16 protein-coding genes are annotated in these 14888 nt (G+C 42.9%); 11 read left to right on the forward strand and 5 right to left on the reverse strand.

Annotated features, from left to right (window positions below; genetic code table 11):
* Positions 1-81: 81 nt before the first annotated feature.
* The 4 genes from csaB (at position 82) to V7K46_RS25790 (ending at position 4022) form a co-directional block, all read left to right on the forward strand.
* Positions 82-1125 carry a polysaccharide pyruvyl transferase CsaB gene (gene csaB / locus V7K46_RS25775; protein WP_335118222.1) on the forward strand — a complete coding sequence of 348 codons (1044 nt, stop codon included), beginning with the start codon at positions 82-84 and terminating at the stop codon, positions 1123-1125.
* A gap of 429 nt (positions 1126-1554) precedes the next feature.
* On the forward strand, positions 1555-3030 hold the full coding sequence (locus tag V7K46_RS25780) for a glycosyltransferase family 87 protein (protein WP_335118224.1): 1476 nt from the start codon (positions 1555-1557) through the stop codon (positions 3028-3030).
* Between the two features lie 294 nt (positions 3031-3324).
* Positions 3325-3642, forward strand: coding sequence for a hypothetical protein (locus tag V7K46_RS25785; RefSeq protein ID WP_335118226.1), 318 nt, complete (start codon positions 3325-3327; stop codon positions 3640-3642).
* Complete coding sequence (locus V7K46_RS25790; protein ID WP_335118228.1) at positions 3639-4022, forward strand: aspartyl protease; 384 nt, start codon at positions 3639-3641, stop codon at positions 4020-4022. Before V7K46_RS25785 ends, V7K46_RS25790 begins: the two co-directional genes overlap by 4 nt.
* A 93-nt stretch (positions 4023-4115) precedes the next feature.
* Here the strand turns inward: V7K46_RS25790 and pgeF are convergent, their stop codons facing one another.
* Positions 4116-4901: a peptidoglycan editing factor PgeF gene (pgeF, locus tag V7K46_RS25795; RefSeq protein WP_335118230.1), complete on the reverse strand. Its 786-nt coding sequence runs from the start codon at positions 4899-4901 to the stop codon at positions 4116-4118.
* A gap of 77 nt (positions 4902-4978) precedes the next feature.
* Between pgeF and V7K46_RS25800 the strand changes: the two genes are divergently transcribed.
* Together V7K46_RS25800 and V7K46_RS25805 are read left to right on the forward strand one after the other, a co-directional pair.
* Positions 4979-5797 carry a biotin--[acetyl-CoA-carboxylase] ligase gene (locus V7K46_RS25800; protein WP_335118232.1) on the forward strand — a complete coding sequence of 273 codons (819 nt, stop codon included), beginning with the start codon at positions 4979-4981 and terminating at the stop codon, positions 5795-5797.
* Positions 5798-5888: 91 nt separating this feature from the next.
* Positions 5889-7445, forward strand: coding sequence for a M23 family metallopeptidase (locus V7K46_RS25805; protein WP_335118234.1), 1557 nt, complete (start codon positions 5889-5891; stop codon positions 7443-7445).
* A 62-nt stretch (positions 7446-7507) separates the two neighbouring features.
* On the opposite strand, the gene V7K46_RS25810 is transcribed toward V7K46_RS25805, so the two are convergent.
* Positions 7508-8188, reverse strand: a complete 681-nt coding sequence (locus V7K46_RS25810; protein ID WP_335118236.1) for a riboflavin synthase — start codon at positions 8186-8188, stop codon at positions 7508-7510.
* 340 nt (positions 8189-8528) lie between these two features.
* On the opposite strand from V7K46_RS25810, the gene V7K46_RS25815 reads away from it, so the two are divergent.
* Together V7K46_RS25815 and V7K46_RS25820 are read left to right on the forward strand one after the other, a co-directional pair.
* Positions 8529-9026 (forward strand): bifunctional nuclease family protein, encoded by a 498-nt coding sequence (locus tag V7K46_RS25815; RefSeq protein WP_012406891.1) that lies wholly within the window; start codon positions 8529-8531, stop codon positions 9024-9026.
* A gap of 99 nt (positions 9027-9125) precedes the next feature.
* Positions 9126-10256: an aldo/keto reductase gene (locus V7K46_RS25820; protein ID WP_335118238.1), complete on the forward strand. Its 1131-nt coding sequence runs from the start codon at positions 9126-9128 to the stop codon at positions 10254-10256.
* Between the two features lie 144 nt (positions 10257-10400).
* On the opposite strand, the gene V7K46_RS25825 is transcribed toward V7K46_RS25820, so the two are convergent.
* On the reverse strand, positions 10401-10823 hold the full coding sequence (locus V7K46_RS25825; RefSeq protein ID WP_335118240.1) for an aspartyl protease family protein: 423 nt from the start codon (positions 10821-10823) through the stop codon (positions 10401-10403).
* Positions 10816-11034 (reverse strand): hypothetical protein, encoded by a 219-nt coding sequence (locus V7K46_RS25830; RefSeq protein WP_335118242.1) that lies wholly within the window; start codon positions 11032-11034, stop codon positions 10816-10818. The genes V7K46_RS25825 and V7K46_RS25830 overlap by 8 nt, the downstream gene beginning before the upstream one ends.
* A gap of 26 nt (positions 11035-11060) precedes the next feature.
* Here V7K46_RS25830 and V7K46_RS25835 point away from each other — a divergent pair, with 26 nt between their 5' ends.
* The gene (locus V7K46_RS25835) at positions 11061-11387 is read left to right on the forward strand and encodes a hypothetical protein (RefSeq protein ID WP_335118244.1); all 327 of its coding nucleotides are present in this window, start codon (positions 11061-11063) and stop codon (positions 11385-11387) included.
* A gap of 174 nt (positions 11388-11561) precedes the next feature.
* Here the strand turns inward: V7K46_RS25835 and V7K46_RS25840 are convergent, their stop codons facing one another.
* The gene (locus V7K46_RS25840) at positions 11562-11924 is read right to left on the reverse strand and encodes a hypothetical protein (RefSeq protein WP_335118246.1); all 363 of its coding nucleotides are present in this window, start codon (positions 11922-11924) and stop codon (positions 11562-11564) included.
* Between the two features lie 285 nt (positions 11925-12209).
* On the opposite strand from V7K46_RS25840, the gene V7K46_RS25845 reads away from it, so the two are divergent.
* Both V7K46_RS25845 and V7K46_RS25850 read left to right on the forward strand, forming a co-directional pair.
* Complete coding sequence (locus V7K46_RS25845; protein ID WP_335118481.1) at positions 12210-14018, forward strand: ABC transporter ATP-binding protein; 1809 nt, start codon at positions 12210-12212, stop codon at positions 14016-14018.
* A 185-nt stretch (positions 14019-14203) separates the two neighbouring features.
* Positions 14204-14821 (forward strand): Uma2 family endonuclease, encoded by a 618-nt coding sequence (locus V7K46_RS25850; protein ID WP_335118248.1) that lies wholly within the window; start codon positions 14204-14206, stop codon positions 14819-14821.
* The last annotated feature ends 67 nt before the right edge of the window (positions 14822-14888 follow it).

The raw sequence follows: 14888 nt of genomic DNA on the forward strand, positions 1-14888 counted from the left end.
TGAGTTTACCATCTGTATTGGGGACAGAAATTCATTTAACAATAGCTGATAATCCAAAATCTAAAATCTAAAATGGTCAAGATGCGGGCGTTATTGTCTGGATATTACGGTAAAGGTAATGGTGGTGACGAAGCTTTGTTGGCAACGCTTTTGCAAATGTTACCACCAGATGTTACGCCTGTGGTGCTTTCGGGGAATCCAGAGGAAACGCGCGATCGCTACAATGTAGAAACCTACAATCGCATGGCTCCCTTACCTGTACTGCAAGCTTTACGCTCTTGTGATGCCTTGATTTGGGGCGGCGGAAGTCTCATTCAGGATGTTACCAGTACTATCAGCCCATTTTATTATGGGGGACTGATGGCATTGGCGCAGAAAATGGGTTTAAAAACTGTTGCTTGGGCGCAGGGTATTGGCCCGTTAGTGCGTCCGCAAACTAACTGGTTAGCACGGCAAACCTTTGCTAATTGTACCAAAGTTAGTGTCCGCGATCGCGCCAGTGCTGCTTTATTATCTGATTGGCAAATTCCTTGTATTATAGCTCCTGACCCAGTTTGGGCGTTGGAATCTAAACCAGTACCAGGACTTTGGGATTTACCTGCGCCAAGAGTTGCTCTAACGTTGCGATCGCATCCCCAACTGACTCAAACACGCCTAGCAAACTTGACTCGTGCTTTGGTGGATTTTCAAAAAGCCACGCAGGCTTTTATTTTACTACTGCCGTTTCAAAAAAGTGAAGATTTAAGTATTGCCGAAGCTATTCAACCCCAACTTAAAGATGTCAGCAAGATTTTGTGTCTGGAAGATCCGCAACTTTTGAAAGGTGTGTTTCGCGGTGTCGAGATGGCAATTGGGATGCGCCTACACAGCTTGATTATGGGTGCATCTGTTGGTTGTCGCTGTTTTGCTCTGAGTTATGACCCTAAGGTAAATCGTCTTATGGAAGACTTGGAAATGCCTGGGTGGGATTTAGCGAGTTTACCCGAAGATCCCAATTTGATTAGTCTGACTTGGATGGAGCATTACGCTAACGGTGATCCTTTATCACCTGAGCAAATACAATCTTTGGTAGATAGAGCGTTAATGCACCGTGAGTTATTAAGCCAAGCTTTATTTAATAATTAAGACTAAAAAAAATATAAAACTTCGTTTAAGTAAGTAAGCGCAAATAATTAGAAGATGGTGTTGCGTAACGCACCAAAAACCTGAAATGGTGCCCTATGGAAGCCGTAACACACCCTACAGCTTCTCAACGAGAGGCTGCGCCAACGGGACGCACAAGGGACAAAAACACTCTTGCTAGCTTGCTTTTCCGTAGGAGTACGGAAGGTACCCAACCTGGAAGCAAGTGGCGTGGAAAGACGCGTCTTCGTTGGTAATCTTATGGCGGGAAGGGAATAATTGTCAAGATTTTGTGAAGTGATTATGAAATTACTAGGAAGTCATTGTCAAAATTTTATAAAGTGATTATAGAATTACTTAAGTATCTGTTAGAAAAATTAACTTTAGCGATATTATTTCCGAAATATAGAAATAATTATTGAGATTATTCAGATGATCAGCTTTGGCTTTTGGAACCTAATTATAGTAATTGTAGTTGCTTTAGTTCTCAAAAATAATTGGCGATTAGATGGTGAAAAGGCAGCCTGGAAAAATTCTTTATTCTTAAAATCTTCTGTAAGCCAACGGTTGATACAGTTTTTTCGTCAACCAATTGTTAACTTTATCGTCCAAGCAACTGTTGTATTAGTCGTTACAAGATTTCTCTGTTATACAGGTTGGTTAGTTTATTTCCTAAACCAACCACATCCACCCTTATGGGATTTTCAGTGGTATTATGTGGCGAGTAAATTGGCTCATCAACATTTGAGTCCTTTTAATGTCGAGATTTTTAACCAAACTTTCTGTACCATAACTAAGGTGTGTGGATCTCTTCCACCGTTTGTCTATCCACCTAATATTATTCCTCTGGTCTGGTTTCTGGGTTATTTTTCGATGAATACTGCATTTAAAATCTCGATTGTGATGCATATATTAGCAATCGGTTTGGCCTTATGGGGAGCGAATATCCTCTTAGAGTCGAAGTCGCCAGCTTTGAGAACTATTTGCACAATCTCGGTTGCCTTGATTTATGGCCTAGTTCGCAATTTTCAAGTTGGTAATATTGCCATTTTCATTGCAGTTCTGATTTTATGGATGTTTATCTTGGCTAGAAAACATCAGGATATTCCAGCAGGAATTTGCTTGGGGCTTGCCCTTTGCAAACCAACATTAGCTGCATTATTTATTCTGTATTTTCTCCTTAAAAGAAGATTTTATTTAGTTTTTGTATCTGTTGTCACAGTCACTTTTCTAGTATTTTTGGGTCTAGCCTTAACGGGCAATTCTTTGACACAATTCCTGTCGGATGCAGCTCAGGGATTTTCACTCTGGCAAAATGATCCATCAGTTAGCCCTTATATTTCGATCGGTCGCCTCGATTTGATGGTTGTGGGTCCAAGATTATTCCCTAATAACCCATTCTTTGCCAAGCTTTTGTCAGATATAATTGTTCTGATTCTCCTTGGTTTGGCAGGTTGGTATTGGTATCTACAACAATCTTTCACAGCCTGGTCAAAAAAAATCTACTTAGCAGAAATGGTAATAGTTTCTTGCTTGAGTATTGGCATCAACTATTCACAGGGAACTAGTTCTGTAATGTTAATACCTGCTGTGGTTTTTTTGCTAAATGATTTGCTGTATCAGATCAGGCATTGTACATTCTCTAAAAGAAGAATGTCTGTTTGGTTAGCAGGGGTTTGCTCTCTTGCAGTGCAAACAGCAGTTATTCATGGCTGGCTCATCGGCTCTTTAGCAAAGAACTGGAAGGTGAAAGCAGGAGAATTGCCATACATTATGAAAGTAACTATCTTCGCCCTACCGAGTTATGCCGTTTTAGGAATCACCTTAAGTATTTTAGTCTTAGCAATTAGTTCCTTTCGTCAAAAACAGGTTATGAAATTTGAACCTTTGAATCGGGTGTCAACTTAGAATATCAAGAGTCATAAGTAAGTGGGCGTGAATAATTAAAGGTTTGTAGTAAGGCGGCTCTAGTCCTTCAAATAGGTCTAGAGCCGCTCACTACCTACCACAGATGACCCCAATTTGATTAGTTTGACTTGGATGGAGCATTACGCCAATGGCGATCCTTTATCATTAGAGAAAATGCAATCTTTGGTGGATGGTGCTTTAAGTTTAGGAAGAAAACCTAAATCTAGATAGTCTGTGGGAAGCGCTCGAAATCACGCCATAATAAAATCACACAAGCGCGTACATTTCATTGATATGACACAGGTATCGCACCCACGACGCACCCGCATTATACAAGCATCAACCTTAGCACCTGAAGAAGTACCCTACTGTCAGGAACAACGTGATGCTTTTACTATGAAGTGTCGTGCTGTTTTCGAGCGCTTACGTCCAACTTTGATCGAAACGCATTACAACTGGCATATTGCCATCGATCCTGAAACAGAACAGTACCTCATTGACCCAACATTCTTAGGGATAACGCAAAAAATCCATGATGCTTATGGCAATACTAACCAAGTAAAACTCACCATATTCCGACTCAACGACACAGGAACCTGCGGCAGGTTATGATTGCAGGTTCGTTTGGGGATAATGGTGAGCTACTATTTGAAATTCAGCTTGTTGCTGCTAATGATCAGAAATTTTCTGTTGAAGCTTTATTCGATACCGGGTTTACAGATGGGTGGTTAGCCATCAATACTCAAGACTTGGAAGTATTGGAGTGGTCATTAATGAGCGCACAAATAGAGATGCAGACAGCACGAGGGGAAGCACGATTTGATATCTATGAAGGCAAACTTATCATTGACGGAACTGAATTTGTAATTCCCGTTCATGTTGGAGATGACATCCCTGATACCATCATAGGTTCTTTGTGGCTGGACATCATGCAGTTGGTCGTTAATAAACCGAAATGTTTATTAACCCTTGATATGGTGGTGAGCAGTTAAGTTCCCTAAACCAATTCAGTCAAGACGAAGCCAAGAATATTTTCCATTCTCCAAGTTCCGATCTCAGATGAGAATCTAATTTTAAAATAGGGGTTACTGATTCGTTTTGCCGCTGACAATTCCTGACCATTGAACTTTTTTCTCTTTCTCCCGGCGGTAAGAAAAGAAATGTTCTGGAGTTTGAAAAGTACAATAAGGTGCGATCGCAACTTGTTCTGCACTAATCCCCAAATTTTCCAGCTGTAAGGTATTCACTCGCCGCACATCCAGCTTTACCTTTCCAGGATTGGGATCTTCCAGCAAGGGTGAATTGGGTAGCTCATGTAATCCAGTTATAATTTTTTGTTGATCATCATGTGGTATAATACTAGCCCCAATTTCAGCAGCCACTTCGATAGACACTTGGTAAACCTCACCAGCGATCGCCGGGCCCATCGCAATTCTCAAATCATCGAGTTTGCTGCCTTGAGATTGGAGTCGAGCGATCGCTAAGGGCACAATTTTTTTGGCAGTCCCCCGCCAGCCTGCGTGTAATGCTGCCACCCGTCCAGTTACCACATCCCCAATCAGTACGGGTGTACAATCTGCACTAGCTACCCAGACTGCTTGTAAAGGCTGCTCACTAATTAAACCATCCGCCGATGCTAAATCCTCCCCAACAGTGCTTAAGAAGCTCTCAACTTCTTGGGGAGTGAGAATAGTATTGCCATGAACCTGCTTTAAGCGATAGACTGATGCCGCTGGTTGCAATACTTCTGTGATCACTTGTGGCGATCGCGGCCAAAACTGCTGTGTAAAGAAGCCGTGATGCCAATGTTCCAGAATACTACAAGTTAAATAGGGCAGTCCTTCCCAATTGCGCCAGTACCAAGTGTGCATCTTCAACCAAACCTAAACAGAAATCACTCATCAGCCAATCAATGTTAACTTGAACAACCGAATTTGGCTTAATTGCTGTGGAATTTAATCTGCAAAACTTGGAAGCAGCCTTGAAAGCAGGGCGTAAGTATACATATTTACCATTTTCTCTTCACTTTTTTGAAAGCGTCTCCTCAACTAACCAAACCCTCTGGAACTTGCTCAACCAAGGGGCTGTTTCAGGAACAGTAGTAATTGCAACTGTGCAATCTGCTGGGCGGGGACAATGGGGACGCCAGTGGATTTCTCCTGTTGGGGGATTATATGTTTCGGTAGCAATTTCTTTCGACTACAAAATAGAGGCTACTGACAGCTACCAGCTAACTTTCGCTACTGCTTGGGGAATTGCGTCTCAATTACGCCAATGCGGTGTAGATGTTGGGATAAAATGGCCCAATGATTTAGTTTTAAATGGTCGCAAACTAGGCGGCATTTTGACAGAAACCAAAGTAAACAAAGGACAAATCACCCAAGCAGTAATTGGTGTTGGTATTAACTGGACAAACCCAGTACCGGAAACTGGAATCAATCTGGAATCGTGGCAAGCTTCCCAAGATTTCAGACCAATTTCTTGTTTGGAAATGCTAACCTCTAAAGTTTTACTGGGAATAGAATCCGGTATGGAGTGCCTTTGTCAAGAAGGAGTAAGCATACTCTTGTCTCGCTATCTAGATTTGCTTACAAACATGGGTGATAAAGTGTACGTCAATAATCTTTCAGGTACTGTAGTTGGGGTGACTCCTCAAGGAAATTTACGAGTTGATTTAGAAACAGATGATACAAAGGAACTAATTACACCGGAAATTTATATTCAACCCGGTACAATCAGTTTGGGGTACCAAAAATCTTCCGTTTAAATTTGAGGTTTGTTCAAAATTTCGCTCTTTGGGCAAGACAAACCACTAGCATCATCTCTTCCTTGCTAATTACACACAACTGAGAGAACAAATGACGCAGCGCAATAATTCTGCCCATCATCGTTTGCATTACTTATGGCAGCAAGGTCTAACAAAAAAACGTTTTGCCTCAACGCTACCAGCTCAGAGCCTTTGTTGGCTGAGTAGCGTCAGCCTTCTCAGCGGCGGCTTTGTGTTTGCCCAAACGGAAACACAAGTAGACAATATCGTTCCCACTGTTGAAAGTTCCCAACCAACAGCAGTTACAAATCCAGTTAAAAAACAGGCTGTAGCACCCGAAGCAGCTCAAGCGCAACCGGAATTTTCTCAACGACGAGTTAGACTCAGCCAGAGATTACATAAGCCAAAGGTTGCTCAATCAAAAGAGCCAGTTAGGCAGTCTACACCCAAAATCGAAGCTGCCCAAGCTGTTGTGATTATCAGACAATCAAAACCCAAGGTAGAAACCTCCCAGGCTATTCCTGCAAGGGTGAGACTGGAAAAACCCAATACCCCTGCCCGTTCTTTACCTGAAAAACTAAGAGAAGTTGCTCAACCAGCAAATAACTCCAACAGCACTGTCAGTGCAACGGCGGGGAAAACCAAGGATTATAATAACGCCTATATTGATCCTAATAGTTATGACAGTGGTGCCACAGGTATTTATCAAGCACCAAATTCCGTAATCCTCACAGAACGCGCCAGTGGTTGTCGAGCCATCTTGCCGTCAGGGCAAAGCGTATTAGGCGGCGTTTGTGCCAAAATACCCCAGAGGAGTGTAGCTGATTCTAATGGTAAACCAGCACCTAATTGGCTCAGAAGAAGTCAAAATGCCCAATTACCAGTAGTTCCACCCGTGCGGCAGATTGCAACTACTGGCAACACTAGTAGATGGCATCCTACTCAAAGTGGTTCTAGTGGTGTCACCAAGAGCGCATTTCGTCCTAATCGGTTTATCCCGAGTCCTGGCGAGTTCAGCCCCACAACAGTCAGTGCAACTCCCATCGCACCGAGTGGCGGGACTTTACCTCCACCAATGGCAGATGGCAACATTGCACCCCGCCCCAGCACCGTAGCTTACGACTTCTCGCTGGCCTCAGTATTACCGCAAATCCCCTACACTGGGGTAGTCGCTTATAGTGGTACGGGAATGATGTATCCATTATCTATTCCCGCTCCCATTACTTCTTTGTTTGGTTGGCGAGTTCATCCAATCACAGGTAATCAACGCTTCCATGCTGGTACAGACTTGGGTGCGCCTATGGGAACACCAGTTTTGGCAGCAGCTGCTGGTCAAGTGGATACTGCTAACTGGGTGGGTGGTTATGGTTTAACCGTTATCCTGAATCACAAATCCGCTGAACAAACTCTCTACGGTCACATGTCAGAGATCCTTGTTCAACCTGGTCAGTGGGTACAACCTGGAACTGTGATCGGGCGAGTTGGCAGCACCGGGAACTCCACAGGCCCTCACTTGCACTTTGAAGTTCGCCACCTAACACAAGATGGGTGGGTTGCGACTGACCCAGGCGTGCAATTACAAAGCGCTCTCAGCCAGTTAGTTCGAGGTACGCAAACCGCCCAGGTAAGCCAACAACCAGGCAGCTAGATTGGAAATTTTGGATTCTGGATTAATTTAAAATCCAAAATCCAAAATCTAAAATCTAAAATTCAGAGATACCCGTGTTCTGCTAAGAATGCGGGTGTAATGCCATCTATACTAGTTTCATCAGGGGCTGTGGTGTGTGGGTTGCCAGAGGAAAAGAATTTTTCCACATATTTGCCGAGAATATCCCCTTCTAGATTCACCAAACTGTCAGGAACCAAATAGCGAAGATTTGTCTCGCCATAGGTGAGGGGAATTACTGCCACCTTGAATTGGCAGAGTTCTGGCTCATATGAGGCTACTGTGAGGCTGATGCCATTGACAGCAATACTACCTTTGGGGACAATGTACCGGGCGATCGCCTCCGATGCAATAAAGGTCATTTCCCAAGAACTAGCCGTTTGTTCTGCCACTAGCAATCGACCTATGCCGTCTACATGACCCATCACAAAATGACCGCCAATTTTGCTGCCTACCTTTAGCGACGCTTCTAAATTGACATATTTCTGTTGCGTTTGCTCACCTCCCAACGTCGTGCGACGTAGCGTTTCCGGTGAAGCCGTGGCGATAAACCCGTCGTTTAAAACTTTTTCGACTGTCAGGCAAACGCCATCTACTGCAACACTGTCACCATAAGCCAAATCTTGCATAATTACTTCACCCGCCTGGCTTACACAAGTAATTTGCCAAGAATCACCCCCTAAGGGTTCCATCGTTCCTAATGCCTGGATTAATCCTGTAAACACGGCTTTTTTGTCAAACTAACTCTATTTATTGCCTAATTGTGCCTGAAGTCAATTGGTAATTGTCACAGAAATTTAGAGCATCCAAGTATATTTTCTGACTTTTGTTCGCATAGGAATATTAACACATTAGCATCCTTCACGAGGCATACTTGGGTAAGAAGGTTATTGTCTAAGAAGACCAATTTGACTTACTCTGGTTTTCACCACAAGTTCGGAGTTTAATAGAAGCAATTATAGAGAACAAATGCTTATGTTTATTACTGTCACAAAACTGCCTAAAAAGGGGTGCTATTTAATACACGGCATTCAATGCTCTCAAAGCATGGTAGAGGCTTAGGCAATGATTGAAATGAAAGTCGCTGGCATAGCATTAGATGCCATAACCCGCAGCCCGATCGTCCTTTTGAAAGATTCTTCAGATCGGCGGGCTTTGCCAATTTACATCGGTCAGGAACAGGCTAGGGCAATTATGGGTGCATTGGAGAATCAGAAGCCTCCCAGACCCTTAACCCACGACTTGATTGTGAATCTTCTAGAGACTTGGAATATGACTCTAGAAAAGGTGATCATTCATTCCCTGCAAAAGGATACATTTTATGCAGCTTTAATTGTTCAGCAAGGCGAGGTCAAAAAAGAAATTGACGCGCGTCCTAGCGATGCGATCGCCATTGCCCTGCGTACAAATACCCCCATATGGGTAATGGAAGAAGTTATTGCCGATGCTTCTATCCCTGTTGATCGCGATGCAGATGAAGCCGAACAGCAAGCCTTCCGTGAATTTATTTCCAATCTCCGTCCTGAAGATTTGATCAAGCGCTTTGGTAATGGCGACAGCTAGGCCAATTTTAGATTTTGAATTTTGGATTTTAGATTGAAGGAAAAATCTAAAATCTAAAATCTAAAATCTAAAATTGAATAGCTCCTAACTTTGTTAAAGATGCAATACCGACGTTTTGGGAAAACGAATCTGCGCCTATCGGTTTTTTCTCTGGGAACAATGCGCTACCTGGCTTCTTTTGAAAATGCTCACCAGACTATCGAACAAGCCTTAGCGCTAGGAATTAATCATCTAGAAACCGCCAAAGGTTACGGCAAAAGTGAGGAGTATCTTGGTAGGGCGCTAAAAGCTGGGTTGTCAGTACCCCGAACGAGGCTTCACGTTACTACCAAAATCCCAGCCACAGCAGATGCTGACTCCATGCGTCGGTACATCGATGAATCCCTAGAACGATTACAGCTAGATTATTTAGATTGCTTAGGTGTTCATGGCTTGAACACTTGGCAACATTTGGAGTGGGTGCAAGCCAAAAATGGCTGTATGCAAGCCGTAGAGGAAGCGATCGCTGATGGTCGAGTCAGACACGTTGGTTTTTCCACCCACGGGCCATTAGAGTTAATTCAGGCAGCAATCAATACAGATTTTTTTGAATTTGTTTATCTCCATTATTACTATTTTTTCCAACGGCACACATCAGCGATTCAGCTAGCTGCCGAAAAGGACATGGGCATTTTTATAATTTCCCCTGCTGACAAGGGAGGACGCCTCTATACGCCACCCCAAACCCTAACAGACCTGTGTCAGCCGTATTCACCCTTAGAGCTAAGTTATCGTTTTTTACTTGCAGATAGCCGTATTACTACTTTAAGTATCGGGCCAGCAAACCCAGATGAATTAAAGCAACCTTTGCGAATAGCTGACTATGATGGAGAGTTAACATCAGCAGAAATTTATGCTTTCCAGAAATTAGAAAATCACCAAAAAATTGCTTTGCAAACTGATAAGTGTAGCCAGTGTTATGCTTGTTTACCCTGTCCAGAAAATATCAATATTCCAGAGGTGTTGCGGTTACGTAATCTGGCAGTAGCATACGACATGAAAGACTATGGACAATATCGTTACGGAATGTTTGAAAATGCTGGTCACTGGTTCCCTGGAATGAAAGCCAACCGCTGTACAGAATGCGGTGACTGTTTGCCTCGGTGTCCAGAAAAGTTAGATATTCCAGCTTTATTGGAAGATACTCACCAAAAATTAAGTGGGAAAGTAGGTAGGAGATTGTGGGGTTGACACTCTGCGGTCTAAAGACTTACTGTGTACACACAAGTCGCAAAACCTCATCCACATTGGCTTGAATCTGGTACGGTCGGTGTGCAACGGGATTGTTAGACCGTACCTCAGCGTTCGCTGCCAACCGACGCTCCTGTCTTCATTTTATCCAACCTGTTTGGGACGAACTTCAAATTCAGAACGCGCACGGAAGAAACAAACATCAAACTCAAAGCAGAAATTAGCTTGCCCCAAGATTAAAGGCACATTAGGTGCTTGTGTCCAAGCAAATGCAAGATTAATGGTGGGGAATGAACTGACTTGAGCATCAACAACGACTGCACGAGCTTCAAATCGAGCCAAGTTCCCTGCCAATATAACTGAGAGAGTTTCATCCTCCCAAATTAAGCCCAGTTGTAAACCCAACTCATAGGGCAGAACATTAACGCTTGCACCTGTATCCAATAAACCTTCAGTGTTCAGAGATTGACCATCAAGACTGAGCGTTAAAGGTAGGTATGGCACTCGATCAACCATGCCAAGGCTGCTATCAATGATTTTGTACGGAAATTTTTGAGTGTCAACCATTCTTCTCTTGCTGCTTTGTCGCCAGAAGATTCATCAAGACATTGGCAGCCTCAGAACAATTGTACGGCGACCAGACTGGATACTCCCGGTTCGTAACAAAGAAGTTTGCATCTTCTTCCTTGACCAGTTCTGTGGCAAGGAACTGCATTAGCCGAAGCTTGTCAATTTTTGGAAGTTCCTGGATTTGTGACATGAGTTCAGCTAATGGCATTTGAGAATCTCCTCGTCTGAGGGCTGGTGAAAGGAAGCGATCGCCTTCTCATTTTAGCCTCGCGATCGCATCCACGGTTGCAGCTTAAAGTGCAATCTGGCTTCTGGTTAGTACTGCCAGAGAAAAGTGATGCTGGGTTTCCTGTTGTCAACTGGCTAACGTTCCGGTTGAACGGTTGCAAGTCACCTTTGCATTCAAACCATCGACTTTCGATAGTCCGCTACAACCGGATTGTTAGACCGCGCGACGTACAGCAGAAGGGGGCTTACCGCCAGCCCTTTCAACGCGATCATTTGTACTATATTTTCCTCCAAAAATACACGCTCAATAAACCCTTACATAATCAGACTTAGGCGAGATTCTCCAAAAAAATGCTCAATTCTAGAGGCAATAAATTGACCGCTTTCGATGTGCGATCGCATAAACTGGCATCGATAGCCCAGAAGCATAATTTTTGGCTGTAGTCTGGGAGCGGGTTTCAGCCCTTGGTTTAGTAGTTCATTTGTTCGCGTTGAAAGGGCTGGGGCTTACCGCCTAATCACTTTCCCAATAATAAAACCTATTATCAAAGCAGTTAACTCATACGAACCAATTAAGAACGATACAACTATAAGCATTATAAAGGTTGTAAATAGCGGATTATCATCGTACTGTTTGGCATTTAGTAAAGCGCCTTTGTACTCATCAAACCTTTCTAGATATTTTTCCTGTGTTAGTTCACGACCTTTCTCATACTTATTGGCACTCTCTCTTGCAAACCAATAACCAGCCAGTAGGGTTAAGCCTAAAAGTATGACTATCTTCGCAATAAATACGTTCCTAGTTGACTTACTGATGACAAAAGTCACACTTTCTTCAGGACGCTGCTGGGGTGGTTCTGTAGAATTCATAGCTCAACCTCGTTATCATTTTAAATTTTATTCATAATTGTGTAAACACCTTGCTAAGTCGATTGCGCCGGCTCGCTTTTCAACTATCTCTAATAAGAAATTCACACTTACTTAAGCATCGCATCCAACGGATTAATTTCGCCACACCCCAACAGGTAACTCAGCGGTCTAAAGCCAACATTCTTAGAAAAATGTAAAATTAATAAAGATTTAATAGAGTCAGGAAGATCCGCCCAAGCTGGGGTATCTCGCGGCAAGAAAAATGAAGATTAAAAAAAAAGAAATATCCTCCGCCAATCGCTGACGGTTTTCCGCTACAGTGGACGGGCTGTAAGCTTGGTATGGACTACTAGCCGATCGCTTACTATTCTTCTGGCAAGTTTAACCTTAGTTGCTGGTCTTTTACCGGCCGCCATATCCTACATTAGTAAGTTAATTGTTGATGCAGTGGTATTTGCATCTCAAGTTAACTCACAAAACAATAGTTTTGTCAATATTTATCCGTGTCTATTTTATGTAGGATTAGAAGCGATCGCTGTAATTCTACTAGCAGGCAGTCAGCGAGGACTCACCATTTGTCAGTCGTTATTGCGGGCGCTAATGGGTCAGCGGGTGAATGTACTGATTTTAGAAAAGGCGCTGACACTGGATCTTAGGCAGTTTGAAGACTCAGAATTTTATGACAAATTGACTAATGCCCGACGAGAAGCATCAGTTCGTCCCCTTTCCCTAGTAAGCCGCACCTTTGGGTTAGTGCAAAATGCTCTTTCCCTAATCACCTACGGTATTTTGCTAGTAAATTTCTCAGTTTGGGCGGTGCTGGTACTGATTTTGGCAGCCATGCCTGTATTTATTGCGGAAACTAAATTTGCTGGAGAAGCCTTTCGCTTGTTTAGTTGGCGTGCGTCAGAAACTCGTGAACAGCATTACTTAGAAAGTCTCCTAGCAAGAGAAGATTTTGTCACAGAAGTCAAACTCTACCAGCTAGGAAAGATGTTGCTAGGACGTTACCGCGACCTATTTGATCAACTCTATGGCGAAGACCGCGATTTGACTCTGCGGCGAGGACTGTGGGGGTATCTCCTGGGTTTAGTCAGTACTGGTGCTTTTTACCTAGCTTATGCTTGGATTGTGCTGGAAACAGTGCTAGGTAAAATTTCCTTGGGAGATATGACAATGTATCTCACTGTGTTTCGCCAAGGACAATCTACTTTTTCCAATGCCCTCACTTCTATTGGAGGGATGTATGAAGACAACCTATATCTATCAAATCTCTATGATTTCCTAGAAGAAGAAGTACCAAAGTCTTGGGGTAAGGCAACCATTGGTTTAAATCCCCAAGATGGTATCCGTTTTGAGAACGTATCATTTACTTATCCAGGAAGTTCCAAGCCAGCGTTGAGAAACATTTCTCTGCATTTGAAACCCAGAGAGAAACTGGCAATTGTGGGTGAAAACGGTTCTGGTAAAACTACCTTAATCAAACTACTTACCCGACTCTACACTCCTGACTCTGGGCGAATTTTCTTAGATGGCTTGGATTTGCAGGAATGGGATGTGGATGTGTTGCGGCGTCGCATTGGTGTAATTTTTCAGAACTTTGTCCGCTACCAGTTCACTGTGGGTGAGAATATTGGCGTGGGCGATGTAGAACATCTCGAAAATAAAACCAATTGGCAAACTGCTGCCCAAAAAGGCATGGCCCAATCTTTTATTGACCAATTACCCCAAAGCTTCCAAACTCAGCTTGGTCGTTGGTTTAAAGATGGACAGGAACTTTCTGGGGGACAGTGGCAGAAAATTGCCCTCTCTCGTGCTTTCATGCGATCGCAAGCAGATATCTTGGTGTTAGATGAACCAACATCAGCAATAGATGCCCAAGCTGAGTTTGAGATTTTCAATCATTTTCGCGCTATTACTCAAAATCAGATGGTACTTTTGATTTCCCATCGCTTCTCGACAGTACGGATGGCTGACAAAATCTTAGTAATAGAAAACGGGGAAGTTATAGAACAGGGAACTCACAAGGAATTATTACAGCTAGGAGGACGTTATGCCAAGTTGTTTCTCTTACAAGCAGCCGGTTATCAATAGGAAAAGAAGCTAACAGACTTTGTGAATTGAGATAGCGATGCCTACGGCAGGCTGCGCCTACGCACACTTTGTAGAAAGCACATAATATCTCTATACAACCACGTTAAACTATTCGGTAAACATGGGTGAAATCTCTTTAGTGCCTAGATGCTCCGTATCATTAAACATTGTTACCCGATAAAACTATGCAAATAACACAACAGCGATATTATACCCCAGAGGAATATTTAGAGCTAGAAGAAGCTGCTGATTACAAAAGTGAATACATTGACGGGCAAATAATTCCTATGGCGGGTGGAACAGCAAATCACAATCGTATAGCTGGTAATTTCTATGCTGTGTTAAACTTCGCGTTCAGACAACAAGAATACGAAGTCTTTAATAGCGATATGCGTCTATGGATACACCAAAAGCGTATTTACACGTATCCAGATGTGACAGTAATAGCCAGTGAACCAGAATTTTTCAACAACCGTACAGATATTATTACAAATCCCCAAGTTATTGTTGAGGTTTTGTCTAAGTCTACTAAAGACTATGATCGCGAAGATAAATTTCAGGCTTACCGAACTATTTCCACTTTCCAAGAATATCTATTAATTGACCAAACTCGGATTCATGTAGATCAATTTTCCAAAACTGGTAAAAAGCAATGGACGCTTCGTGAATATGATGAAGAAGATGAAGCGATCGCACTTGTAACCGTACCCTTTGAGATTTCCCTACAGGATTTATATAACAAGGTGAAGTTTGAGCCTGTTGAGTCCGAAGGTGAAAGTGCTGATGTTGAGGGATTGGGGTAAGGGAGACGTTAAATAACTTGCTGTTCTGTAAGCTTTTTAGAAGCTATATTTAAGTCATACAGGTTCA

Source organism: Nostoc sp. (genome assembly GCF_036917395.1).
In the GTDB taxonomy this organism is placed as follows: Bacteria; Cyanobacteriota; Cyanobacteriia; order Cyanobacteriales; family Nostocaceae; genus Nostoc.

Excerpts from the sequence above, each read along its gene's own strand:
- csaB (WP_335118222.1), top strand. The coding sequence starts at position 82 with ATGCGGGCGTTATTGTCTGGATATTACGGTAAAGGTAATGGTGGTGAC.
- V7K46_RS25780 (WP_335118224.1), top strand. The coding sequence starts at position 1,555 with ATGATCAGCTTTGGCTTTTGGAACCTAATTATAGTAATTGTAGTTGCT.
- V7K46_RS25785 (WP_335118226.1), top strand. The coding sequence starts at position 3,325 with ATGACACAGGTATCGCACCCACGACGCACCCGCATTATACAAGCATCA.
- V7K46_RS25790 (WP_335118228.1), top strand. The coding sequence starts at position 3,639 with ATGATTGCAGGTTCGTTTGGGGATAATGGTGAGCTACTATTTGAAATT.
- pgeF (WP_335118230.1), bottom strand. The coding sequence starts at position 4,901 with ATGCACACTTGGTACTGGCGCAATTGGGAAGGACTGCCCTATTTAACT.
- V7K46_RS25805 (WP_335118234.1), top strand. The coding sequence starts at position 5,889 with ATGACGCAGCGCAATAATTCTGCCCATCATCGTTTGCATTACTTATGG.
- V7K46_RS25815 (WP_012406891.1), top strand. The coding sequence starts at position 8,529 with ATGATTGAAATGAAAGTCGCTGGCATAGCATTAGATGCCATAACCCGC.
- V7K46_RS25820 (WP_335118238.1), top strand. The coding sequence starts at position 9,126 with ATGCAATACCGACGTTTTGGGAAAACGAATCTGCGCCTATCGGTTTTT.
- V7K46_RS25825 (WP_335118240.1), bottom strand. The coding sequence starts at position 10,823 with ATGGTTGACACTCAAAAATTTCCGTACAAAATCATTGATAGCAGCCTT.
- V7K46_RS25830 (WP_335118242.1), bottom strand. The coding sequence starts at position 11,034 with ATGCCATTAGCTGAACTCATGTCACAAATCCAGGAACTTCCAAAAATT.
- V7K46_RS25840 (WP_335118246.1), bottom strand. The coding sequence starts at position 11,924 with ATGAATTCTACAGAACCACCCCAGCAGCGTCCTGAAGAAAGTGTGACT.
- V7K46_RS25850 (WP_335118248.1), top strand. The coding sequence starts at position 14,204 with ATGCAAATAACACAACAGCGATATTATACCCCAGAGGAATATTTAGAG.